The following is a 24,495-nucleotide window of genomic DNA, read 5'->3' on the forward strand; positions in this document are numbered from 1 at the left end:
AGCCGTAAGAACCTGTGAGCCCTAGCATTAACGGCCGTCGCTTAGCGTGCGCCCGCTTTCGGCGAGAAGCGCATCGACCGGTTCGCGCACGTAGGTGTGCTGGTAATAGCCATCGTCGACCACCTCGCCGTCCCAGGCGACGATATCCAAATCCATCGTCCGTGGGCCGGATTTAATCGGCCCGCGCTCGCGGCCTAGCCGGTCCTCCACGCGTTTAAGATACGCCTTGAAGTCCGCCCGGGTGACCGATATGGCCACTAGCACGGCGCTATTGAGAAAATCCGGCTGCGCCTGATACCCCACCGGCGTCGTGAGAATGGGGGTGGTGTGAGCGATCAACTCGCACTCGTTGTTAAGAATCTCAATCACCTGCGCGTAATGATGTTCGGGGGCGATGTTCGAGCCCACCGAAATCACGCACTCGTGCCGCGGCGGCGTAGCCATTACGGTGGGAGACGTCGCTGAAGCGTGAGGCATAAACACATCCTTGGCATGGCCGGGTCGTAGTGTTGGTTTATTAGCCTAGCGCCTCCTTTTTTTTGTGCAAGCCCTATCTGTGGAAGTACTGTACAACTTATTGACAACGGCCTTCCTGCCGCAGAGAGTAACGGTCATTAAGATAAAACCACCGTGATAAAGCCATTTGCCATGAGGACACCGACATGAGCGCAAACGCTGCACTAGTGACAGGGGGCGCAACACGCCTGGGCCGCCACTTTGCCGAAGCACTGGCGGACGCCGGTTACGATATCGCCCTGCACGTCAACAGCTCGCGCCATGAGGCCGACGAGGTCGCTAAAGGCATTCGTGAGAAAGGCCGCGCGTGCGAGGTCTTCGCCTGCAACTTTTTAAGCGATGCCCCGGAAGATGATCTTGGCATGCTGATCAGAAACGTCAAAACGCGCTTCACCGGCTTGAGTGTGCTGGTTAACAGCGCCTCGGCGTACGAGCCCGCAAAACTTGCCGACACGGATTTGGGCATGCTGGAAACCCAGTTTCGCGTCAATATGTTCACCCCGCTGCTGCTGACGCGCCACTTTGCCGACGCCGTTGAAGTGGGTTGCGTGGTCAACATCATCGATAACAAAATCGCTTACCACCAGTATCCCTATGCGGCGTATCTCTTATCCAAAAAGAGCCTGGCCGAGATGACTCGCATGGCGGCATTGGAGTTTGCCCCGCGCATCCGTATCAACGGCATCGCCCCCGGCGTGGTGCTGCCTGCTTCGCAGCGCACGAGCGACTATATTCAATGGCGCATCGAAGGCATCCCGGCCAAGCGACAAGGCGACCCGGAACACCTCGTGGCCGCGCTTCACTACGTACTGGATAACCCCTTTGTGGCGGGGCAGATTTTGTTTGTCGATGGTGGCGAATCGATCAACGTCGAGGGACGCCACTCGGAGAATTATTCGCCTTAACGTGCTAAAAACCACCGTAACAATCGAGTAAGAAGGGGAGTCGCCTCCCCTGTCCTCTCACACCACCGGGCGTACGGTTCCGTACCACGGCGGTTCATGAAGAACGGTTAAGCCATCTTACCGTATCCAGTACCGAGATCAGCCCTCGATGGTTGAACCACTTTCTCGGCAGGGCCTGATTCATGTCGTCCAGCAGGATGTTCGCCAGTAGCGGGCTGAGTGGTCCGCCTTGGGTGTCCTGGGACAGCGCTTGCTGGATTAGGCGGTCGGTAACCGTGCAAGTACCGAGCTTTGGTGATTATGGCCATCTCACCCCGCCATGCCTGGCGCTCCATAAAAAAAAGGGCCCCGACGACTTGTCGAGGCCCTGAAGCTCTTAGGCCGGTTAGCACATTATAAGCGATCGCAGTTAGGTGGTCGCTTTGCGTGCCGGTTCCAGTTGATCAGCGCTCGACTCAATATCTGTCTCGTGCTGATTTTTTGCTTTAAGGATAATGCGCGCTTTTTTCATGGCCGTGCTGTCGCCCTCGATCACGCTCTTCTGGGAAACATCCATGACCGATACCGCCGCTGTGTCAGCATTCTGATGAATAGCCTGACTCGACGCTTTCAGGGGCTCGTTCAACTGCATGGTACGCTCGGATGCCTGACCGGCCTGTGCGACCATTGGAACGGCAGCAATGACAAGAGCTAAAAGCGTTGTCCTGAGTTTCATGATACGTCTCCTTTCTGTTGGTACAGAAGAATGTTTTCCCTCTGTTAATTAGCATGCTAATGGATCGAGCATTCCAACAAAAGCTACTTTTATCGCCTGTTCCATTCGAAAAAATTAAAGTAAGCATAAATACTGACGCTAAAGCCCTCACCACCTGCCGCTTGCCCACTCATGATGGGAATTAGGCGGTCGGTACCCGTGGGAATACCGAGCTGCCGCGTCCCACCCTTGGACTTGGGGATCGTGGTGGCTCGGATCGGGCTGGGGTGATACGCGTCGACCAACAACCGCTCACGCAGCGTTGGCCAATACGTCTTTAAGACGCGCGACCTCCCTCCCACCTACCCGCCGCATTTACTACCGCCCCTTCTGGATAGCCATGGGGCTTTGAGGATCATTGCACTCTCGCCCAGGTGCGATAGCCTCGTATGCGATGTCTTACGCGCCATGCCTGGCGCACAACAAAACGGGCCGCCCAATGGGGCGGCCCGTTTTGCCTAGCGAACGTGGCGTTTTAGGACACGTCATCGTCGGTGGGTTTGGTCTGATCTGCCTCCGCGGAGGTTTGCACACCGTGCTCCGGGTCGTCGTGGCTGATCGCTTGAGAGGTCGTGCGATCCCCCTGGGCCTGAAGCACCCGCACGTTCGCTGCCGGTGAGTTGCCTTCCTTGTCCTCGCCGAAGTAGAGCGTGGTATGCGGGAACGGAATCTCAATGCCAGCCTCGTCGAAGCGCAGCTTGACCAAGCGGTTGTAGGCGCGGCCCACGGCCCACTGGTCGCCCGGCGTGGTTTTGATTACCACGCGGATATTCACCGAGCTGTCCGCCAGCGCCGTGACACCGGCCACGGTAAGGTCATCCAGCAGCTTGTAGCCGTGCTCTTCACTGGCTTTCAAGTCTTCAAAGGCTAGCTTGAGCTGATCCACGGCGTCATCGATGCTCTCGCGGTAAGCGATGCCGTATTCACCCACGTGGTTGCCGTATTCGCGCATGTAGTTAGACACGGTGTCCACGCTTGAAAACGGTATCAAGTGGAAGGTGCCGGAGAGATCGCGAATCCCCACCGAGCGAATGCTCAACTTCTCGGCGGTGCCGGTAATGCCGCCCACCGTGACCACATCACCGGTATTCATGGCGTTCTCCACCTGAATAAAGATCCCGGTGATGACATCCTGCACCAGTTTCTGGGCACCAAAACCAATCGCCAAACCGAGCACACCGGCACCGGCAATCAGCGGGCCGATGTTGATGCCGATTTCAGACAAAACGATCATGCCGGTGATGGTCACCATGGCAATCGCCAGGGCGTTACGGAACAGACTTAACAGAGTTTTGGCCCGGGCGGACGGTTCGCCGTAGCCCGTTTCCGGGTTGAGTTTATGCTCGATCAGGCTAGCCAGCCCCAGCCAGACCCCCAGCGCAAAAATCAAAATCACCGCGACACTGGTAAGGTTCCCGACGAGGTTAGCACCGCGCTCAGAGGCGTACCACGTCGCCAGATCAAAGGCGCCCCAGGCATCGAGTACCACCATGATCACCGCGATACCGATTACCGTGCGTAGAATCCGCAGGGCGTTGGGGACATAGCTATTCAGGCGCTTTTCCAGCAGTGGCAGCTTGCGACGCAACTCCGCCGAAAGCGTAATCCGCCGACCAATGGTCTGAGTGAGAAATGACGAGGCCAAAAGCCCGACCACCACCGCCACCAGCGTTTTCAGCGTGGCAACCATCACAAAGGGCAGCGCATCGCCAGGGCGCGTGAGCGTCAGCACAAACACCACCAAAAAGTAGAGCAATGCAAAAAGATGCCAGCTGCGCGCAAAGAGCTGCAGCGACACGCGGCTAGCGGTAAAGCTGGCGTTGGCGGACATCACGATTAAGTTGTCGCGCAGGCGCACGCGGTTTTTCAAAATCACCGCCACGGCATAAATAAACGCGGCCACCATAATCAAGGTGCCCAACGCCTGGCCGAGGGCGGGTGCCACGTAGAAGTTCACCAGCGGCACGACCACCATCAGCCCGTAGCCGACCATGCCAACAAGGCGTGCCAGCCAGCGATTCCAGTAGGAAGCCTCGGGTGCGGAAATCGGCAGCAACCGCAGCCCTTCGTAGCGCGACGAGAACAGCATCCGCACCGCGGCTTTGATCAGCTCAATCACCAGAAAGGCGTTGAGAAATAGCGACGCGCGTGTAGAGAGATCCCCGCTCTCACCCACCGCAAAGGTGGCGATGAGGTTACCGCCGACATAGGCAAAAGCGACGATCAGCACATCCACCAAGGCGGCCACTGCGACGCACACAATCAGCCGCAGTACCGGCGTTAACCCCGTGCCGTTTTGCGACCAGAGGCTAATCTTGCCGAATAGCGGTTTGCACAGCCGACGAAACAGCATAAACAGCACAAAGGTAGCGAGAATCACCAACCCCAAGTTAATCGCCGCCGTCGTGAACGCTGACAGTTCAAACGTGCTGGCGCCAGCGCCGCTGAACAGTTCGCTGACAATGGCTACCGATTGCTCTAACTGCCCGCCGACATCGTTCACCACACGGCTGGTGAGCTGGGCTAGCTGACGCGGCAGCGATACCTCTTCGGGCACCATCTCGCTGCCTTGGGCAGCTTCGCTTTCCAGCCCGCCAGGCACCTGCGCCGCTTGGTTACGCAGTAACTCGACCAGCTCCTGGCGCGACTGCTCGTTTTCCAGCAAATCGGCCAGGTGACTGAAGGTGACCTGCTCACTATTACCCTCTTCATTGGCGGTTTGTGCCATGGCCGGTGTTACCATCAACGCCAAGAGCGCGAATAGCCAAACACTAAACCAAGGCAAAAATCGTAGTCGCGTCACGCTTCTATCTCCCTATTGAGACCTATTTTGAAGACTGGGTTTTGAAAACTGGGTTTTGAAGACTGAACCTGAAACGTCGTTAATGCGACAGCCTAGGCGATTGTCGCTGTCTTAATGGGCCTAGCATAGAGGCAACAGCCATGTTTGCGCCAGAACCAATACCAGGGCATAACGTGTGCCCTTCGCCAGCAAAATCCATAACATGGCGCGCCACCAGGGCAAGCGAAATACACCCGCCAGCACGCTGAGCGGGTCGCCGATCACCGGTAGCCAAGAGAGCAGCAGGCTGTATTCACCCAAGCGGTGGTACCAACGCTCGGCGCGGGCGAGACCTTGCGGGGAGGCGGGAAACCAACGGCGGTCTTGAAACTGGCGGGCATAACGCCCAAGCCCCACGTTGATTAAACTGCCCAACGTATTGCCCAGCGTGGCCACTCCCCACAGCGCGAGTGCAGGCTCATTCAGGCACCACTGCCGCGCCAGCCATACTTCCGAGCCCCCGGGCAGCAACGTGGCGCTCGCCAGCGCAATAACAAAGAGGCTAAGCAAAGAGCGCTACACCGGCACGCGGCCGCCCAGCTGCGCGGTAATTTCCGCCGCGGTGGCCTGCACCAAACCGCCGAGCTCCTGAAGCCGCGCTTCGGGAATGCGCGCCATGGGGCCGGAAACGGAAATCGCCGCCAAGGGGCTACCGTGCTCGTCGTAAATACAGGCAGCGACACAGTGCAGGCCGATCGCATGCTCCTCGCGGTCGCAGGCAAAGCCATCGGCGCGAATGCGGGCCATCTCGTCTTGCAAAGATACGGTCGTGGCGAGGGTGTTGTCGGTGGCTTGCACCAGCTCGCGGCCTTCAAGTAGCTGCGCGCGCTCGTCGGCGGGCATCCACGCCAGTAGCGCTTTGCCCACGCCGGAGGCATGCAGCGGCGCCCGCGAGCCTAAGCGGGTGATCATGCGCATCATCTGGGGAGATTCGTTCTGGGCAAGAAACACCGCCGTGTCACCGTCGCGGATGCCGAGGTTGGCGGTTTCACCGGTGGCTTGGGTTAAACGGCGCAGAAACGGGCGGCTGGTGGCGACAAAATCCCGCGCTTCGAGAAAGCTATTGCCGATACGGAACATTTTGACATCAATGCGCCACAGCCCCTGCTCGTTCTCCTGGGTAACGAAGCCCTGACTTTGCAGGGCCTGCAGCAGCCGATGCGTAGTAGACGGCGCAAGCTCCGCCGTTTCCGCCACCTCAGAAAGCGAAAGCCCGCGCGGGCTTTGCGACAGGTATTCTAACAGCGTCAACCCGCGCACTAACGATTGACTATGGCTACCGCTTGCTTTGGTGGCACTTGCCGGCCGCCCGGCGACTCTGCGCTTAACCTCACTCACCCTAACGTCTCCTAACGGCGCAAAAGGCGTCAGGATAACCCGCCTTAGCGCCGACTGTCGCGTTTACGGAAACGCTTTCCAACGTTTAGGCTCACCTCAAACACACGGCGCAGGCAAAGTGACGCGCCCTAGCGGTGCTTCCATTCGGGCGGGCGTTTCTCAATAAACGCATCGATCCCCTCGGCCACGTCGTCGGCGAGCATATTGCAGGCCATGGTGTCACCGGCAAAGGCGTAGGCTTCATCGAGTGGCATGGCGAGCTGGCGGGCGAACATGGCTTTGCCGGTACGCACCGCCACTGCGCTTTTGGCGCGGATACTGTCGGTGAGCGCGGCGAGCGCTTCATCCACGCTATCATCCTCGGCGACGCGGTTAACCAGGCCCCACTCGGCGGCGGTGTCGGCGCTGATAAACTCGCCGGTCATCAGCATTTCCATCGCCCGCTTGCGCGGCACATTGCGCGACAGCGCCACCGCCGGGGTCGAGCAAAAAAGTCCCACGTTGATGCCGGACACGGCAAAGCGCGCGCTTTTGGTCGCCACAGCCAAATCGCAGCTCGCGACTAATTGACAGCCAGCGGCGGTCGCAATGCCTTGCACCTTGGCAATGACCGGCACCGGCAGATTCACAATCGACTGCATCACCGCGCCACAGCGGGTAAAGAGCGTCTGATAGTAGGCTTTATCGGGGTTAGCGCGCATCTGCTTTAAATCGTGCCCGGCGCAGAAGGCTTTGCCTTCGGCGGCGAGCACCACGCAGCACACGCTGTTGTCGGCTTGGATCTCATCAAGCGCGCTTTGTAACGCATCGAGCATGGCCTCGGAAAGCGCGTTGAAGCTTTTCGGGGCGTTGAGCGTCAAGGTCACCACGCCTTGGTTGTCATCGCGTGTTACCAGCGTATCCGCGGTTGTTGGCGTCATTGTCATTGTTCTCCTATCGCTTAGAATCGCGCGGGTCGCGCCCAAGGGGGTGCGGCTTGCCGCGCGCGATAGCCAACTCAATTTGGCGCTGGCGTTCGCGCGCGGCGGCGCGGGTCTTCTCCGGCAGCGAATCGATACAGTGCGGACAGCTGATGCCCGGCTCGTAATCCGGCGAGCGCATATCCTCGGCGGAAATCGGTCGGCGACAGGCGTGGCACTGTTCAAATTCACCTTCGCTTAAATCGTGGCGCACGGTGACGCGGTTATCAAACACAAAGCATTCGCCGCGCCACAATGACTGCTCTTCCGGGACTTTTTCCAGATAGTTCAGCACGCCGCCTTTCAGGTGGTAAACCTCGTCAAAGCCTTCTTTCAGCATAAAGCTGGAGGCTTTTTCACAGCGAATGCCGCCGGTGCAAAACATAGCGACTTTTTTGTGCCGGGTAGGATCATAATGCGCGCGCACGTAGTCAGGGAATTCGCGGAAGGTCGCTGTTTTGGGGTCAATCGCGCCTTCGAAGCTGCCGATGTCGACCTCGTAATCGTTGCGGGTATCGATCACCAGCACTTCCGGGTCGGCGATGATGTCGTTCCACTGCTCGGGCTCAACGTAAGTACCGACCGTATCGTTGGGGTCGATCCCCGGCACGCCAAGCGTCACGATCTCTTTTTTGAGTTTGACCTTGGTGCGATAAAACGGCATTTCGTCACAGTACGACGCTTTATAATGCGCCGCGTTATGGGGGATATCGCGCAAGCGTGGATCGGCGGTAAGCCAGGCAAGCAGCGCCTCAACGCCCGTGCGAGGGCCCGCAACGGTGCCGTTAATCCCCTCGCGAGCCAACAGCAGCGTGCCTTTAACGCCGTTATCCAGCATGGTTTGGCGCAGCGGCTCGCGCAGCGCTTCAAAATCATCCAGCGTGACAAATTTGTACATCGCCGCGACCAAAATGGGCGGCGTTTCGGTGGGGTGTGGCATGTAAAACTCCGGTTGTCGCCCCCGTAAAGGGCGGACCATTAACAACGACGACGCCCCGCGATAGCGGGGCGTCAGATATGACAGCGAAATTCACTCAGCGTTTGGTTGTTTTGGACCAAGCTAGCTGTTTTGCGCCGAATAAAGCGCGCGAATTTTCAGCGTGTGCGTGACTTTCTTCAGCGCCTCAAGCGCCTGCGGGCCGTAGGCTTTGTCCACATCAATCACCACATAACCGACTTTTTCGTTGGTCTGCAGGTACTGGCCGGAAATATTGATGCCGTTTTCCGACAGCACGCGGTTGATCTCGGAAAGCACACCCGGCACGTTGTCGTGAATATGCAACAGGCGGTGCTTATCCGGGTGCGCGGGCAGCGCCACTTCGGGGAAATTCACCGAGGTCACGGTGGTGCCGTTATCGGAGTAGGTGATCAGCTTCTCGGAGACCTCGATGCCGATATTCTCCTGCGCTTCCAAAGTCGAGCCGCCAATGTGCGGGGTTAAAATCACGTTGGGCAACCCGCGCAGCGGACTCACGAATTCTTCGTCGTTGCCTTTCGGCTCGACCGGGAACACATCGATCGCCGCGCCGTTGAGCTTGCTGGCTTTCACCGCTTCGGCCAGCGGCTCAATTTCCACTACGCTACCGCGCGAGGCGTTGATAAAGATCGCGCCGGGTTTCATCGCCGCGATCTCTTTCTCGCCGATCATCCAGCGGGTCGAAGGTAAATCCGGCACGTGTAGGCTGATCACATCGGCGCGGCGTAGAAGCTCTTCAAGACTGCCGACCTGGGAAGCATTGCCCATGCCCAGCTTGGCGATGACATCGTAATAAATGACGTTAAAGCCGAGCGACTCCGCAAGGACGGAAAGCTGCGCGCCAATACTGCCGTAACCCACGATACCCAGCGTTTTGCCGCGAGCTTCATGGGAATTTTTCGCCGATTTCAGCCAGCCGCCTTCATGGGCGCGGGCGGTCTTTTCGGGAATGCCGCGCAGCAACATGATCGCTTCGGCCAGCACCAACTCGGCCACCGAGCGAGTATTGGAGTACGGCGCGTTAAAGACCGCAATACCGCGCTTAAGGGCGGCATCAAGGTCGACCTGGTTGGTTCCGATACAGAAACAGCCAACGCCAACGAGCTTCTCTGCCGCCGCAAACACGCGCTCGGTAAGCTGCGTGCGCGAACGAAGGCCGATGAAGTGAACGTCGCGGATCTTCTCGATCAACGTTTCTTCATCTAGCGATGTCGGCAGGTGCTCGATGTTCTCGTAACCTGCATTATGGAAATTGTCCACCGCGCTCTGGTGGACGCCCTCGAGTAGCAGGATCTTAATCTTGCTCTTGTCCAGGGACGTTTTAGCCATGGCTGAATCAACCTCATTAGTCGGCGCTTGCGCCGTGTACCGGTTCACGAAAGACCCGTATATTAGCACAGCCACGGCGCCCGCGCGGGGCGATACGGATGAAAAGTCTACGCGCTCAGCATGAACGCGATGCATTTACCCGCCCGTTAAATCACATTTGGCCAAACGCGGGCAGACGCGCCGGGGGGTGCTCGGTGTATACTGAGCGGCCATTTTCCATGACACTGGTCTTAAACAAACGTGAGCTTTGAGAGACGGCAGGCATCGGCAATGAGTGATACGACATCTTCCTCCCCGCAGGACGTCCCTCCGCAGGACTTCGCGGCTACGGTGGAGCAGCTAGAAACGCTCGTCGAGCGGTTGGAATCAGGCGCGCTGTCGCTTGAGGATTCGCTCACGGCGTTTGAACAGGGCGTACGGCTTACCCGCGAGGCGCAAAATCGCCTGGATAATGCCGAGCTGAAAGTGCGCGCGCTAAGCGAAGATGGCGACGGTCGGCTGGCGGTGACGCCGTTTAATGCGCCGGACGATGACGCCGCCGGCGAGGAGAATCCGCCATGGTAGCCACCCAGGTGCCCGTTCTGAAAACCCTACACCACGCAAGCAATGCCCGCGTCGATGCCACGCTTTCCGCGCTGTTCGAGGCGCGCCCGGCCACCGCCCCGCGATTAGAGGCGGCCATGCGCCACGGTTTGCTGGTCGGCGGCAAGCGCTTGCGTCCGCTTTTGGTTTACCTTGCAGGCCGCGCCCTAGGCGCCGATGACGAAGCACTCGATGCCCCGGCAGCCGCCATTGAGCTGATCCACGCCTATTCGTTGATTCACGATGACCTGCCGGCGATGGACGACGACGACCTGCGCCGCGGCCAGCCCACCGTCCACATCACCTATGACGAAGCCACCGCGATTCTTGCCGGCGATGCGCTGCAGACGCTGGCGTTTGAGGTGCTGGCCAACACGCCCCACCCGCGCTTAGGCAGCCTTGTGCGCACGCTGGCCGCCGCCTCCGGTCGCGATGGCATGGTGGCTGGCCAAGCGCTGGATTTAGACGCCGTGGGCGGCCACCCGGAGGTTGACGCCCTTGCGCACATGCACGCGCACAAAACCGGCGCGCTGATCGAAGCCGCCGTGCGCTTAGGCGGTTTGATCGCGGTCGCCGAAACGGACCCGCGCCTAGCGTCGCTATCTCGCTACGCCCGCGCGATTGGCCTCGCCTTTCAAATTCACGACGACGTATTGGATGTCACCGGCGATACGGCAACACTAGGTAAAACCTCCGGCGCGGATGCGGCCCGGGAAAAGCCCACCTACCCTAGCTTGCTCGGGCTTGAGGGCGCACAGCGTAAAGCCCAAGCCCTAATTGACGAGGCCATCGCCGCGCTTGCCCCGCTGGGCGAGAACGCGGCGCCGCTGGCCGAGTTAGCCTATTACATGATCAAGCGCGACCATTAGCGATTCGGATAAACGAGTGCCCATGAAGCTGTTCGACGAGATTCCCCGCGAGCGCCCGGCCACGCCGATGCTCGACTCTTTTGATCATCCCGCGGCGCTGCGGGCCATGAACACAGCGCAGCTTGCGCAGCTCGCCGATGAACTGCGCGCCTACTTGCTGTACAGCGTCGGCGTCTCCGGCGGCCACTTTGGCGCCGGTTTAGGTGTGGTGGAGCTTTCTGTGGCGCTGCACCACGTTTTTAACACCCCGCAAGACCGCCTGGTATGGGACGTGGGCCATCAGGCCTACCCGCACAAAGTGCTGACCGGACGGCGTGACGCGATGCTGAGCATTCGCCAGCACGGCGGGCTCGCCGCGTTCCCGCGCCGCGCCGAATCCGCGTACGACACCTTCGGCGTGGGCCATTCGAGTACCTCGATTTCCGCCGCGCTGGGGATGGCGCTCGCTGCTCGCGCCCAGGGCGAAAACCGCCGTGTGTGCGCGATTATTGGCGACGGTGCGCTCAGCGCGGGCATGGCGTTTGAGGCGCTGGCCCACGCCGGGCACGTCGATGCCAACCTGCTGGTGGTGCTCAATGACAATGAGATGTCGATCTCCGAAAACGTCGGCGGCATGGCGACGTATCTCGCGCGGGTGCTGTCCAGCAAGCCGTATCTCAAGATGCGTGAAGAGGGCAAAAAGGTGCTTTCCCACCTGCCCGGCGCCTTGGAGCTAGCGCGCCGCACTGAAGAGCACATGAAAGGCATGGTCAGCCCCGCCACGCTGTTCGAGGAGATGGGCTTTCACTACGTCGGCCCCATCGACGGCCACGACTTGGACTCGCTCACCCAAGCGCTGACCCACTTAAGCGAGCTGGATGGCCCACAGTTTTTGCACATCAAAACGGTAAAGGGCAAAGGCTTCCTACCCGCCGAGGCCGACCAAATTGGCTACCACGCGATTACCAAGCTGGAAAAACCCGAAGACGCCAAACCGGCACCGCTAGCTAAGTCAGCCGCCGACAAGAAACCGCCGGCAAAGAAAAAATACTGCAACGTTTTCGGCGACTGGCTGTGCGATATGGCCGCTGAGGATAGCCGCTTGATGGGGATAACCCCGGCAATGCGCGAGGGCTCCGACCTGGTGCGTTTCTCCCAGCAATACCCCGAGCGCTACTTTGACGTGGCGATTGCCGAGCAGCACGCAGTGACGCTCGCCGCTGGCATGGCCTGCGAAAATATGAAACCGGTGGTGGCGATTTACTCGACCTTTTTGCAGCGCGGCTATGATCAGCTGATTCACGACGTCGCCGTGCAAGCGCTCGACGTGACGTTTGCCATCGACCGCGCAGGGCTGGTGGGCGAAGACGGCCCCACCCATCACGGCAGCATGGACCTTTCGTTTTTACGCTGCGTGCCCGGCATGGTGATTTTCGCCCCGGCGGATGAAGCCGAGTGCCGCGCCATGCTAAGCGCCGCCTACCACCACCCCGGCCCTGCGGCGGTACGCTACCCGCGTGGGACCGGGCCCGGCGCCGAGATTCCCGAGAACCTTGAGCCAATCCCCATCGGCCAGGCCGAGATCCGCCGCAGCGTTCAGGGCGGCGAGGACACGCGCATTGCGCTACTCGCCTTTGGCAGCCTAAACGGACCCGCCGCCGACGTCGCCGAGCGCTTAAACACTACGCATATCAACATGCGTTCGATCAAACCGCTCGACCGCGACGCAGTGCTCCACGCCGCCGATGAGCACGAGCTTTTGGTGACCCTGGAAGAGAACGTGATTGCCGGCGGCGCCGGTAGCGCCGTCAACGAACTCCTTGCCGCCGAAGGCGTTCAAATAGAAGTGTTAAACCTGGGCCTGCCGGATGCCTTCGTTGAACACGGCACCCCCGCCGAGCTTTTACGCGACTGCGAACTGGATGCCGCGGGGATTGAACGTGCCATCCGCGCCCGACTGCCGTAACCTTTATTATTTTCAACGCTAGAGACTGCCATGTTATTTCTGATTGTTGTGTTTGCGCTGATCGGCCTGGCCATTGGCGGCCCGCCTGGTTTATTGATTGGCGGCGGCCTGGGCTGGTGGCTAGGGCGGCGCCTCAAACGCCGCCTTAATGCCGCGCGTATGCGCCTTCAAGAGGGCTTTCTTGAGTCTATTTTTTCGGTCATGGGCTGCCTATGCCAAGCCGATGGTAAAGTGACCGACGGCGAGCTGGGCATTGCCGAAAAATTATTCGACCAGATGCGCCTGCAAGGTCAACAGCGCAACCGGGCACGCGCGGCGTTTGAGCGCGGCCGCGCTGACGACTTCGACCTTGACGCCGAGCTTGCCAGCGTAAACCGCCTTACCCGCCACCAGCCCGTCATGCGCCAGGTATTCCTGCAGGTTCAGCTGTCAGCGATTGCCGCCGATGGGGTGCTGCACGACAGCGAGCAAGAGATGATGCTTCGCGTGGCCCGGGGCGTCGGCTGCAGCGAGACCGAAGTGCAGCAAATCGAAGCGATGCTGCACGGCGCGGCCGCCAACTCTCAAGGCACCAGCGAAGAAGCGCTAAAAGACGCCTACCAGGTGCTCGGCGTTTCGGAAGACGCCAGCAACGCCGACGTTAAAAAGGCCTATCGCCGCCTGATGAGCCAGAACCACCCAGACAAACTGGCGGGCAAAGGGCTCCCCGAAAGCATGCGCGAAGTGGCGCAGGCGCGAACCAGCGAGATCGCCAACGCCTATGAGCGCATCACTAAAGCGCGGGGATAATCCTGCCTGGCACCCTTTCAACTCCCTTTTCAAGACTCTCTTTTCAAAACTTTCTTTCAAGACCCCTTGCAGGAGGCACCATGATTACGCTCTATAGCTATCCTAATGCCCGCTCGCTACGCGCCACTTGGACGCTTGAGGAGCTCGGTGTCGAATACCGCTGCCAGCACGTGGCGTTAGACCAAGGTGAAGGGCAGACGCCCGAGCACTTGGCACGCCACCCCGACGGCAAGGTGCCAGTGCTGGAAGACGGCGAGTTCACGCTATTTGAGTCGGTGCCTATTTGCCGTTACCTGGCTGAGAAGTATGGCGATGGCGCGCTATTACCCCACGATCTCTCCATTCGCGCGCAGGTCGATCAATGGCTTAGTTTTATCGTCACCGAGCTGGAACAACCACTGTGGACACAAGCGAAACATAAGTTTGCACTGCCGCAGGAGAAACGCATTCCGGCCATTTTGCCAACCTGTGCCTGGGAGTTTCAGCGCGCGTTAAACGTGTTGGAGCGGCGCTACCATGGTCAGGAAAACCTGGTCGGTGACACCTTCACTTTGGCCGACCTGTTTCTCACGCATACGCTAACTTGGGCGTCGGGTATGAAACACCGCCTACCGGAGCCGCTTAGCACCTACCGTGAGCGTCATGCCAAGCGCCCGGCGATGGCTAAAGCCATGGATCGTGAAAAAGCCGCCGCTGAACACTAAATCATCGCCGAACGCTTAGTCATCGCTGGACGCTTAGTTGTCGCCGGACGCTTAGTCATCGCTGGACGCTTAGTTGTCGCTGTACGCTAAGTCGCCACCGCTGTGTGGGGCAGAACGGTGCTATAAATCGCAAAGTAGTGGCAGGCGCTGCCAGCGATCACAAACAGATGCCAAATCGCGTGATTGAAAGGGATAGCGCGCACGGCGTAGAAGATTACCCCGAGCGTGTAGAAGACGCCCCCGGCGGCCAGCAAGACGATGCCGGTCGACGATAAACTGGCCGCCATTTCATCTGAGGCCAGTACGATCATCCAGCCCATAAGCAGGTAGATCACCACGCGTAATACCGCAAAACGCTCAGGCCAAAGCAATTTTCCCGCAATGCCCACCAGCGCCAGCCCCCACACTGCCGCAAACAGCACCCACCCTGTGGTATCGCGCATATTAACGAGCAGAAAGGGGGTGTAAGTCCCCGCGATGAGTAGGTAAATCGAGCAGTGGTCAAGTAACTTAAAGTACCGCTTCCAGCGCCGATGAGGAATGCCGTGGTAAAGGGTTGAGGCGGTATACAACAGGATCAGCGTCGTACCATACAAACTCAGACTGACGATCTTCCACGGGTCAACATGACTCGCTAAGCTCGCCGTTACCAATAGTAACGCCATTCCCACCAGGCTAAGCACGGCACCGATACCGTGGCTAATGCTGTGCAACCGCTCTTCCATCTCGCTAAATTCGCCCTGCTCTTCAGACGGCGCTTCACGTTCGGTCTTCATTACAGGGCACTCCTCATCTAACGCCCCCGCTGAATCACCCCTTTCGCTCGATATCCACGTCGCTTGCCTGGGTGAAATCATCCAACGCCATCATGTGGCCGAGCTTGCCTGCCTTGGTGGTGAGGTACTGTTCGTTATGCGGGTTCAGCCCGGTGGTAATCGGCAAACGTTCGACAACACTGACGCCATCGCGGGTTAAGGCATCGACCTTGCGAGGGTTGTTGGTCATCAGCTTGAGCGCGGTAATGCCCAGGTGATCGAGCATCGGCACGCAAAGGTCGTAACGGCGCATATCGGCGCCGAAACCCAATCGCTCGTTGGCTTCGACCGTATCGGCGCCTTGATCTTGCAAATGGTAGGCGCGGATTTTGTTTAAAAGGCCAATCCCGCGGCCTTCCTGGCGCAGATAAAGCAGTACGCCCCGCCCTTCCGCCGCGATGCGTTTAAGCGCTTCCTGCAGCTGATAGCCACAGTCACAGCGCATCGAAAACAGCGCATCGCCGGTTAGACACTCAGAGTGAACGCGCCCCAATACAGGCGGGTCGCCAGCCACATCGCCTAACGTCAAGGCGATGTGGTCTTTGCCCGTCGCCTCGTCTTCGAAGCCGTGCATGGTAAACGTCGCCCAAGCGGTGGGCAGCTGGGAAGCGGCAATAAAGCGAATGGTCACAGGTTACCTCGGTGATCAGCACACCCGTACATGAAAAGCGTGTTAATAAAATGATTGCTTATTTTAGCAGGAACCGTCAGCAATTGCCGCGCTGAACGCCTAATCCAATGAGCGCGTGGCATATCATCCGGCGGCCCTGCTGCCCTATAATCGGTGCCATCGTATACCTATCTTAAGAGCCATTCGACGCCGAGAGTCCTTATTATGCCTCAAGCACTACACAATGATCGTTTTCTCCGCGCGCTGGCCCGCCAGCCCGTCGACCGCACGCCCGTGTGGATGATGCGCCAGGCCGGCCGCTACCTGCCGGAGTACCGCGCCAGCCGCGCCGATGCGGGCAGCTTTATGGACCTGTGCCGCAACCAGGACCTGGCCTGCGAGGTCACCATGCAGCCGCTTGAGCGCTATCCGCTGGATGCGGCGATTCTGTTCTCGGACATCCTCACGATTCCCGATGCGATGGATTTAGGGCTCTACTTCGTCACCGGCGAGGGACCGAAATTCAAAAAGACCGTGCGTACCCCGGAAGAGGTGGACGCGCTGAAAGTGCCCGATGCCGAGCGCGATTTGGACTATGTCATGAACGCGGTCTCGACCATTCGCCGCGAACTCAACGGCAGCGTACCGCTGATCGGCTTCTCCGGCAGCCCCTGGACACTCGCCACCTACATGGTGGAGGGCAGCTCGAGCAAAGACTTCCGCCACGTCAAAACCATGCTTTACGATACGCCGGATGCCATGCACCAGCTGCTCGACAAACTCGCCCACGCGGTGACCGACTACCTGAACGCGCAGATTCGCGCCGGCGCGCAAGCCGTGCAGATTTTCGACACCTGGGGCGGGGCGCTCTCAACGCCGGCCTACTTGGAATTTTCGCTGCGTTATATGGAGCAAATCGTCTCTGGGCTGATTCGTGAGCATGACGGGCGCCGCGTGCCGGTGATTATGTTCACCAAAAATGGCGGCCAGTGGCTTGAGCATATCGCCTGTGCAGGCGCAGACGGCGTGGGGCTAGATTGGTCGACAGAGCTTTCCGACGCCCGCGCCCGCGTGGGGCACAAAGTGGCGCTGCAGGGCAACCTTGACCCCAATGTGCTGTTTGCTCGCCCGTCCGCCATTCGCGCCGAAGTCGCACGGGTTTTGGAGAGCTACGGCCCTGGTCCCGGCCATGTGTTCAACCTTGGTCACGGCATCAACCAGTTCACCAATCCCGACCACGTTACCGCCTTTATGGACGCGCTGCATGACCTCAGCCCACAGTATCATCGGGAGATCACGACCCAATGAACCCGTTACCGCATGACGTCTGGTTTACCGAAGTGTTTGACAGCCATGGCAGCGCCTTTTCACTCAAAGTGAGTGAAAAACTGCTCGACGTGCAAAGCCCCTATCAGCACCTTGAAGTGTACGCCACCGACACCTACGGCAACCTGATGGTGCTCGATGGCTGCGTGATGCTGACCGATCGCGACAACTTTCTCTACCACGAAATGATTGCTCATCCGGCGTTGTTCACCCATCAGGATCCCAAGCGGGTAGTGATCATTGGCGGCGGCGACTGCGGCACCTTAAAAGAGGTGCTACGCCACCCAGGCGTTGAGCACGTCACGCAAATCGACATCGATAAAGAGGTCACCAAAGCGGCTGAACGCTTCTTCCCAGCGCTGGTGGCCTCCAACAACGACTCGCGCGCCGAGTTGCTGTTTGCCGATGGCGTGAAATGGGTGGACGATGCCGCCGATGAGAGCATCGACGTGCTGATCATCGACTCCACCGACCCGGTCGGCCCAGCGGAAGGGTTGTTCAAAACCGACTTTTTAACGCGTTGCCACCGCATCCTCGCTCCCGGCGGCGTGATGGTACAACAAAGTGAATCACCGCTTTACCATAGCGGTACCATCATCCGCGAGCTACGCCACGACATGCGCGAAGCGGGCTTCAATAGCGTCGCCACGCTGCCGTTTCCCCAGCCGGTCTATCCGTCCGGCTGGTGGAGCGTAACGCTTGCCGGTAAAGAGACGGATGTGAATTATTTTCGCGAAGAGGCTGCCGCAGACCACGAGATGCCGCTGCAGTACTACACACCTGATACCCACCGTGGCGCACTCGTGTTACCGCCCTTTATGCGCAACGCGCTCGCTTAATCAATTTAGCGGCGCGCTGCACACATATGCACCAGTAAAGTGCGCCCTTAGCCACCTTATGCACGTTTTGCCACAAAACGTGCCTAAAGATCGCTGATTTTACGTTGAAAACCGCTGAATTTAGCGACGTATCTTCCTTGGCATATTCCTTGCTAGTTTTTAGTGTCATGCATTTGCATGCATAACGACATTAAATCGAAGAAGGGAAACAACCATGATGAACAAAAAACACCTCGTACTGCTAGCCTCCACGGGTGCCATTACGTTAGCCGGTGCTGCAACCGCCCAAGCCGACACCTTGGAAGACACCATGGAGCGAGGCGCCGTTCAGTGTGGTGTGAGCGATGGTTTGCCAGGGTTTTCCGCGCCGGACGATAAAGGCAACTGGCAGGGCTTAGACGTTGACGTATGTCGCGCGGTAGCCGCAGCGGTGCTGGGCGATGCGAATGCCGTTAACTATATATCTTTAAACGCGGTGGAACGCTTCACGGCGCTACAATCCGGCGAAGTTGACGTGCTTTCGCGCAACACCACCTGGACCACCACCCGCGATACCACACTGGGCCTTAATTTCGCTGGCGTTAGCTTTTACGACGGCCAAGGCTTCATGGTCGCGCGCGACTTGGGGATTACCAGTGCCGATGAGCTAGACGGCGCGTCTATCTGCATCCAGTCCGGCACCACCACTGAGCTGAACCTGGCCGATTACTTCCGTGCCAACGACATGGAATTCAACCCCATCGTCTTTGATACCTCTGAGCAAACCGTGGGTGGCTATCAAGCGGGCCGCTGTGATGTGCTGACCTCCGATACATCGCAACTGGCTGCTCTGCGTATTCAGCTTAGCGACCCCTCAGCTTCTATGATTCTTTCGGATGTTATCTCCAAAGAGCCGCTAGGTCCGGTGGTTCGCCAAGGCGACGACACCTGGTTCAACATCGTCAAATGGTCACTGTTCGCGATGCTTAACGCCGAAGAATTAGGCGTTAACAGCGATAACGTAGACGACATGCTGGCATCCGAAGACCCCAATATCGCACGTCTACTGGGTCAGGACGGCAACTATGGCGAAGGCATGAACCTTGAGGCTGACTGGGCCTACAATATCGTAAGCCAAGTCGGCAACTACGCTGAAAGCTTCAACCGCAACGTGGGCATGGACTCGCCGCTGGAAATTGAACGCGGTGTTAACGCGTTGTGGAACGAAGGTGGCTTCCAGTACGCCCCGCCGATTCGCTAAGCGTCTCGCTTGACCCCCGGCCCGCCGCTCTTATTCAAGTGCATGGCGGGCCATCTGACTGACCTTGCGTATCGCGGAGACGCCACCCATGTCTGTACGACCCAAAGACGCTCGCCCCGTCGGCCACAAGCCGCCGTTTTGGCGAGACCGCGCAAAGCGCGCACTTATTTTTCAGCTCATTTTAGTCGCCGTTGTCGCGGCTTTCCTGATCTATATTATCGGCAATACCCAAGCCAACCTGGATGCCCGCGGTATCACTACCGGCTTTGGCTTTTTGAATGACACAGCCGACTTTGGTATTGGTCAAACGTTAGTCGAGTACTCCTCCCAAAGCAGCTACGCCCGCACCTTCGTGATCGGCTTGCTCAATACACTGCTGGTCGGTGGGTTGGGTGTGTTAGCTGCCTCGATTATTGGTTTTATTGTCGGCATCGCGCGGTTATCACCGAATTGGCTCATCGCGCGTTTAGCCAATGCTTACATCGAAACGTTCCGTAATATTCCGCTGCTGTTGCAGATTTTCTTCTGGTACTTCGCTGTGCTGCGTACCTTACCCAGCGCCAGGGAGAGCATGGCGTTTGGCGAAGCCATTTTCCTCAATGTGCGCGGGCTATACCTGCCCGAACCGCTGTTTGAATCGGGATTCGGGCTCATTCCGGCCGCCTTTATCGTGGCAATTATCGCCACCATTGCCCTGGTGATGTGGAACAAGCGACGTCATGAAGCCACCGGCAAGCGCTTGCCGGTTTTCTGGATGTCGTTGGTGATTATTTTTGGCTTCCCGCTACTAGTGCTCGTCGTCACTGGCGTACCGGTTACCTGGGAAATGCCGGTACTGCGCGGCTTTAATTTTGGCGGTGGCATCACCATCATTCCCGAATTTTTAGCTTTGTGGCTGGCGCTTTCTATCTACACCGCGTCGTTTATTGCCGAAATCGTGCGCTCGGGTATTCAAGCCATTCCCCATGGTCAAACGGAAGCCGCCCAGGCACTGAGCTTGCCGCGCAAATTAGTGCTGCGGTTAGTGGTGATCCCCCAAGCCATGCGGGTCATCATTCCGCCGCTTACCAGCCAATATCTCAACCTGATTAAAAACTCGTCACTGGCCACCGCCATCGGCTATCCCGATCTCGTCTCGGTTTTCGCCGGTACCACGCTTAACCAGACCGGTCAGGCCATCGAAGTCATTGCCATGACCATGGCGGTTTATTTAATCATCAGCTTGCTGGTGTCCATGTTCATGAACTGGTTCAACGCTCGCGTTGCGCTGGTCGAACGCTAGGCCGGAGGCGACTTTATGATTCACAACAAAGACATGATACCCGAGCAGCCAGCGCCGAAAGGCACCATTGGCCCCATCGCCTGGCTACGCGGCAACCTGTTCAACAGCCCGGTCAATAGCATCTTCACGCTATTAGGCTTGTATGTTCTGTATCTGCTATTGGTGCCAACGATTCAGTGGGTTTTCATTAATGCCGACTGGGTGGGCGATAGCCGTGAAGATTGCTCACGGGTGGGCGCCTGCTGGGTATTCATCAACGCGCGTTTTTCCCAGTTTATTTATGGCCTCTACCCCAGCGAGGAGTATTGGCGTGCCAACATCGTATTCGCCATGTTCGCCGGCATTATTGCCTGGATGGTCATTCCCCGCTTGCCGTTTAAGCGCTGGGTGACCGTGTTTGCCTTATTAGGCTTCCCGGTCATCGCCTATGTGCTTTTACACGGTGGCTACTTTGACTTGCCACGCGTTTCCACTCACCGCTGGGGCGGCTTAATGCTGACGCTGCTGCTGGCAAGCGTCGGGATGATTGGCGCGCTACCCATCGGTATTGTGTTGGCGCTTGGGCGACGTTCCAACATGCCCATCGTCAAATCCTTCTGCGTGGTTTTCATCGAGTTCTGGCGCGGCGTGCCGCTGATCACCATCTTGTTCATGGCCTCGGTAATGTTGCCGCTGTTTTTACCCTCCGAAATCACCATTGACCGCCTTATTCGTGCGCTGATAGGCCTGACGCTGTTCCAAAGTGCTTACATGGCGGAGGTAATTCGCGGCGGCTTACAGGCCATTCCCAAAGGCCAGGATGAAGCGGCGGCGGCGCTGGGGATGACGTATTGGAAGCGTATGGGGCTGATCATCATGCCACAAGCGCTGAAGATGATGATTCCCGGTATCGTCAATACGTTTATCTCGCTGTTTAAAGACACCACGCTGGTGATGATCATTGGGCTGTTTGATCTGCTGGGTATCGTGCAAGCGGCGCTTTCTGATTCGCGCTGGCTAGGTTTCTCATTAGAAGGCTATGTATTTGCCGCGTTTGTTTTCTGGACCTTCTGTTTCAGCATGTCGCGCTACAGCCAGTACCTAGAGCGCAAGCTAAATACCGGTCATAAGCAGTAATGTCGCGTTTATGCGTTTAAACATCCAGGTTTTGAGTAGGATTCCAACATGACACAAGCAGCCACTAATACCGCCGATTTGATGGTCGAGATGCAAAACGTCAATAAGTGGTTCGGCGATTTCCACGTACTGCGAGATATCTACCTTGAGGTCAAGCGTGGCGAGCGCATCGTGGTATGCGGCCCCTCAGGCTCGGGTAAATCCACCCTGATTCGCTGTATCAACCACCTTGAAGCGCACCAAAAAGGCGACATCGTCGTGGGCGGTGTTCCGCTGACCCAAGACGTGAAGCGTATTGAGCAAATTCGCCGCAGCGTCGGCATGGTATTTCAGCACTTCAACTTATTCCCGCATTTATCGGTACTGGAAAACTGCTGTATCGCGCCGATGTGGGTACAAAAAAAGCCGCGCAAAGAGGCCGAAGCATTAGCCATGGAATACCTTGAGCGAGTGCGTATTGCCGAGCAGGCACTCAAGTATCCGGGGCAACTTTCCGGCGGCCAGCAACAACGCGTGGCGATTGCCCGCTCATTGTGCATGCACCCGGACGTGATGCTATTTGATGAGCCGACTTCCGCGCTTGACCCCGAGATGATTAAAGAAGTACTGGACGTCATGGTGGAGCTGGCCGAGGAAGGCATGACCATGATTTGTGTAACTCACGAAATGGGCTTCGCCAAAACCGTGGCTGACCGGGTAATCTTCATGGACCAGGGGCAAATCATCGAAGAGAACGCGCCCGAGCCCTTCTTCAACGACCCGCAGTCCGAACGCACTCAGTTGTTCTTAAGCCAGATTCTGGGGCATTAACCCACAACCCCTGCCACCAAGTAGCTGTTGATAAGTACGTCATTATGGGTCTCGCTTGAGGCCCATAATGCTTATAAGGCGTTTAAACACGCCGTTAAAAACAATGTACAAAAGTAAGCGATACCACGGGAAAGCGATAAGTCTACGCTAATGACTTCCGCCGACTGACGACAAGGTCTAACCACCTATTTGCGTAATACTGGCGGGGATCAGAGCTGACTGCTCACGGTGCTGGCTCAGCGGCTTTCCGGCCAGTGCCGTGAGCAGGATTTGCAGCGGATCGCCGTGGCTAACCAGGACAATGATTTCTCCGCTGGCCTGCTGCTCCCAAGCGTCTATGACGGCACACATACGCTCTGCCACCGCGCTCACCGCTTCGACCTGGTGATGCTGATGCTCTGCGTTCTGGGCATCCAACGCCCATATGCTGGGGTAGCGATCATCGCCCTGCCCCTCCAACTCGCCAAAATAGCGTTCTCGCAAGCGCGTCTCCACGCTTGGCGTGAGTCCAAACGCGGCGGCAATGTGAGCCGCCGTTTGCGACGTGCGCAAAAAATCCGAATGCACGACGCGAGTGGGGGTCGGCCACTGCCAATCGGCCACCCGCTGGGCAAGCTGTTGCTCGCCCAGCGCTGAAAGGCCGAAATCCGCCACGCCGCGCTCTGGCGAGCTGACAATCACGCCCTGTTGGTTGGCCTGGCTATGGCCATGGCGCATTAATAAATAGCGATTGCGCCAATGGTCGTAAGGCGACTGTAAAGTATTTGACATAAGTTCGTCACAAACCCTAGATTGAAAGTGTCAGCTTTCAAAAATAATCATCCTTCACACCCAATGTCCACTTATGAAACATTTCCCGCTTTCTTAGTAGAAAATCCCGATGAGGGAACACAACACAAAAACAACGCACAACGAGGCTTACTATGACAACGCCGCTCTTCCGCAAGCGCCCGCTTGCAATGTTCACCGCTATATCGCTATTCGCTCTGCTATCCACCCACGCCTACGCTGAATGTGAGCGAGGCGACCTAGCGGATATCTATTGTGACGAAGATGGCAACATGGTGGCAGACCGCCCCAGCAATGAATCGGAGTGGGCCAATCCCGACACGCTGATCTTCGCCTACACCCCGGTAGAAGACCCGGCCATCTATTCAGATATCTGGCAGCCCTTTATCGACCACCTGGAAGACGTCACCGAGCGCGATGTGCGCTTCTTCGCGGTGCAGTCCAATGCCGCCCAGGTTGAAGCCATGCGCAGCGGACGGCTGCATATCGCCGGGTTCTCCACCGGTCCCACGCCTTTCGCGGTGAATCTCGCCGGTGCTGTACCGTTTGCCCTGATGGGCTCCGACGACGGCCGATTTGGTTACACTCTGCAGCTGTTCACCCATGTCGATTCCGATATCCATGAAGTAGAAGACCTCAAGGGCAAGCGTGTCGCCCACACGTCCCCGACCTCCAACTCGGGCAACCAAGCCCCTCGCGCGTTACTGCCCGAGCTTGGCGCCACCCCTGGTGAAGATTACGAAGTGATCTACTCCGGCAGCCACGACCAGTCCATGCTCGGCGTTGTGGCTCAAGACTATGACGCTGCCCCGGTGGCATCAGAAGTCGTCGAGCGAATGGCCGCGCGGGGCCTGTACGATGAAGACGACGTGCGTCTGATCTACGAATCCGACAGCTTCCCCACCACTTCGTACAACTACGCGCACGACCTGCATCCGGACCTGGTGGACAAAATTGAAGAAGCCTTCTTCAGCTTTGATTTTACGGGCACCGAGCTCGGTGAAGAGTTTGAAGGCGTCGAGAAGTTCATTCCTATCAATTACAAAGACAACTGGAAGGTGATTCGTCAAATCCAGGCAGCTAATGGCGTGAGCTATACGCCTGAAAACCTGGAAGAGTAAAATCTAACGCACCGCCATTGGCGGTGCGGTTATTTTCTC

Annotated in this window: 24 protein-coding genes; 13 read left to right on the plus strand and 11 right to left on the minus strand. The window is 58.0% G+C overall.

Features of this window, described 5'->3' with window-relative positions:
* Positions 1-27 precede the first annotated feature (27 nt).
* Entirely contained in the window at positions 28-477 is a 450-nt protein-coding gene (folK, locus tag M8006_RS01340; RefSeq protein ID WP_250079257.1) for a 2-amino-4-hydroxy-6-hydroxymethyldihydropteridine diphosphokinase, read from the minus strand.
* A gap of 185 nt (positions 478-662) precedes the next feature.
* Between folK and M8006_RS01345 the strand changes: the two genes are divergently transcribed.
* Entirely contained in the window at positions 663-1,421 is a 759-nt protein-coding gene (locus tag M8006_RS01345; protein WP_250079259.1) for an SDR family oxidoreductase, read from the plus strand.
* Positions 1,422-1,830: 409 nt separating this feature from the next.
* Here M8006_RS01345 and M8006_RS01350 read toward each other — a convergent pair whose 3' ends face one another.
* The 7 genes from M8006_RS01350 to serA all read right to left on the minus strand — a co-directional run bounded on the left by M8006_RS01350 (position 1,831) and on the right by serA (position 9,619).
* Entirely contained in the window at positions 1,831-2,136 is a 306-nt protein-coding gene (locus M8006_RS01350; RefSeq protein ID WP_250079261.1) for a hypothetical protein, read from the minus strand.
* A 514-nt stretch (positions 2,137-2,650) separates the two neighbouring features.
* Positions 2,651-4,978, minus strand: a complete 2,328-nt coding sequence (gene ybiO / locus M8006_RS01355; protein WP_250079263.1) for a mechanosensitive channel protein — start codon at positions 4,976-4,978, stop codon at positions 2,651-2,653.
* 120 nt (positions 4,979-5,098) lie between these two features.
* Entirely contained in the window at positions 5,099-5,527 is a 429-nt protein-coding gene (locus M8006_RS01360) for a YqaA family protein (protein WP_250079265.1), read from the minus strand.
* Between the two features lie 6 nt (positions 5,528-5,533).
* Entirely contained in the window at positions 5,534-6,355 is an 822-nt protein-coding gene (locus M8006_RS01365; protein ID WP_250079267.1) for an IclR family transcriptional regulator, read from the minus strand.
* A gap of 128 nt (positions 6,356-6,483) precedes the next feature.
* Positions 6,484-7,275, minus strand: a complete 792-nt coding sequence (locus M8006_RS01370) for an enoyl-CoA hydratase (RefSeq protein WP_250079268.1) — start codon at positions 7,273-7,275, stop codon at positions 6,484-6,486.
* A 13-nt stretch (positions 7,276-7,288) separates the two neighbouring features.
* Positions 7,289-8,254, minus strand: coding sequence for an oxygen-dependent tRNA uridine(34) hydroxylase TrhO (trhO, locus tag M8006_RS01375; RefSeq protein WP_250079270.1), 966 nt, complete (start codon positions 8,252-8,254; stop codon positions 7,289-7,291).
* 120 nt (positions 8,255-8,374) lie between these two features.
* Positions 8,375-9,619, minus strand: a complete 1,245-nt coding sequence (gene serA, locus M8006_RS01380; protein WP_250079272.1) for a phosphoglycerate dehydrogenase — start codon at positions 9,617-9,619, stop codon at positions 8,375-8,377.
* 270 nt (positions 9,620-9,889) lie between these two features.
* On the opposite strand from serA, the gene M8006_RS01385 reads away from it, so the two are divergent.
* The 5 genes from M8006_RS01385 (at position 9,890) to M8006_RS01405 (ending at position 14,508) form a co-directional block, all read left to right on the plus strand.
* A complete protein-coding gene (locus M8006_RS01385; RefSeq protein ID WP_250079275.1) occupies positions 9,890-10,183 on the plus strand; it encodes an exodeoxyribonuclease VII small subunit in 294 nt (97 codons plus the stop codon).
* Positions 10,177-11,070: a (2E,6E)-farnesyl diphosphate synthase gene (ispA, locus tag M8006_RS01390; RefSeq protein ID WP_250079278.1), complete on the plus strand. Its 894-nt coding sequence runs from the start codon at positions 10,177-10,179 to the stop codon at positions 11,068-11,070. Before M8006_RS01385 ends, ispA begins: the two co-directional genes overlap by 7 nt.
* Positions 11,071-11,092: 22 nt before the next feature.
* On the plus strand, positions 11,093-13,015 hold the full coding sequence (gene dxs / locus M8006_RS01395) for a 1-deoxy-D-xylulose-5-phosphate synthase (RefSeq protein ID WP_250079280.1): 1,923 nt from the start codon (positions 11,093-11,095) through the stop codon (positions 13,013-13,015).
* 30 nt (positions 13,016-13,045) lie between these two features.
* Positions 13,046-13,804: a co-chaperone DjlA gene (djlA, locus tag M8006_RS01400; RefSeq protein ID WP_250079281.1), complete on the plus strand. Its 759-nt coding sequence runs from the start codon at positions 13,046-13,048 to the stop codon at positions 13,802-13,804.
* 80 nt (positions 13,805-13,884) lie between these two features.
* Positions 13,885-14,508 carry a glutathione S-transferase family protein gene (locus tag M8006_RS01405; RefSeq protein WP_250079286.1) on the plus strand — a complete coding sequence of 208 codons (624 nt, stop codon included), beginning with the start codon at positions 13,885-13,887 and terminating at the stop codon, positions 14,506-14,508.
* Between the two features lie 86 nt (positions 14,509-14,594).
* On the opposite strand, the gene trhA is transcribed toward M8006_RS01405, so the two are convergent.
* Both trhA and ribA read right to left on the minus strand, forming a co-directional pair.
* On the minus strand, positions 14,595-15,284 hold the full coding sequence (trhA, locus tag M8006_RS01410) for a PAQR family membrane homeostasis protein TrhA (protein WP_250079288.1): 690 nt from the start codon (positions 15,282-15,284) through the stop codon (positions 14,595-14,597).
* 34 nt (positions 15,285-15,318) lie between these two features.
* Complete coding sequence (ribA, locus tag M8006_RS01415) at positions 15,319-15,954, minus strand: GTP cyclohydrolase II (RefSeq protein WP_250079290.1); 636 nt, start codon at positions 15,952-15,954, stop codon at positions 15,319-15,321.
* A gap of 204 nt (positions 15,955-16,158) precedes the next feature.
* On the opposite strand from ribA, the gene hemE reads away from it, so the two are divergent.
* The 6 genes from hemE (at position 16,159) to M8006_RS01445 (ending at position 22,546) form a co-directional block, all read left to right on the plus strand.
* Positions 16,159-17,241, plus strand: coding sequence for a uroporphyrinogen decarboxylase (gene hemE, locus M8006_RS01420; protein ID WP_250079293.1), 1,083 nt, complete (start codon positions 16,159-16,161; stop codon positions 17,239-17,241).
* Entirely contained in the window at positions 17,238-18,098 is an 861-nt protein-coding gene (gene speE, locus M8006_RS01425; protein ID WP_250079294.1) for a polyamine aminopropyltransferase, read from the plus strand. Before hemE ends, speE begins: the two co-directional genes overlap by 4 nt.
* A 214-nt stretch (positions 18,099-18,312) precedes the next feature.
* Positions 18,313-19,338, plus strand: coding sequence for an amino acid ABC transporter substrate-binding protein (locus M8006_RS01430; RefSeq protein ID WP_250079296.1), 1,026 nt, complete (start codon positions 18,313-18,315; stop codon positions 19,336-19,338).
* Positions 19,339-19,426: 88 nt separating this feature from the next.
* Positions 19,427-20,620 carry an amino acid ABC transporter permease gene (locus M8006_RS01435; RefSeq protein ID WP_250079298.1) on the plus strand — a complete coding sequence of 398 codons (1,194 nt, stop codon included), beginning with the start codon at positions 19,427-19,429 and terminating at the stop codon, positions 20,618-20,620.
* A gap of 15 nt (positions 20,621-20,635) precedes the next feature.
* Positions 20,636-21,736, plus strand: a complete 1,101-nt coding sequence (locus tag M8006_RS01440) for an amino acid ABC transporter permease (RefSeq protein ID WP_250079300.1) — start codon at positions 20,636-20,638, stop codon at positions 21,734-21,736.
* A 48-nt stretch (positions 21,737-21,784) separates the two neighbouring features.
* Positions 21,785-22,546 (plus strand): amino acid ABC transporter ATP-binding protein, encoded by a 762-nt coding sequence (locus tag M8006_RS01445; RefSeq protein ID WP_284046879.1) that lies wholly within the window; start codon positions 21,785-21,787, stop codon positions 22,544-22,546.
* A gap of 177 nt (positions 22,547-22,723) precedes the next feature.
* Here the strand turns inward: M8006_RS01445 and M8006_RS01450 are convergent, their stop codons facing one another.
* Positions 22,724-23,317 carry a histidine phosphatase family protein gene (locus M8006_RS01450; RefSeq protein ID WP_250079302.1) on the minus strand — a complete coding sequence of 198 codons (594 nt, stop codon included), beginning with the start codon at positions 23,315-23,317 and terminating at the stop codon, positions 22,724-22,726.
* A 152-nt stretch (positions 23,318-23,469) separates the two neighbouring features.
* On the opposite strand from M8006_RS01450, the gene phnD reads away from it, so the two are divergent.
* Positions 23,470-24,456, plus strand: coding sequence for a phosphate/phosphite/phosphonate ABC transporter substrate-binding protein (gene phnD / locus M8006_RS01455; protein WP_250079304.1), 987 nt, complete (start codon positions 23,470-23,472; stop codon positions 24,454-24,456).
* The last annotated feature ends 39 nt before the right edge of the window (positions 24,457-24,495 follow it).

The sequence above is a fragment of the Halomonas llamarensis genome, assembly GCF_023555005.1.
GTDB lineage: Bacteria > Pseudomonadota > Gammaproteobacteria > Pseudomonadales > Halomonadaceae > Vreelandella > Vreelandella llamarensis.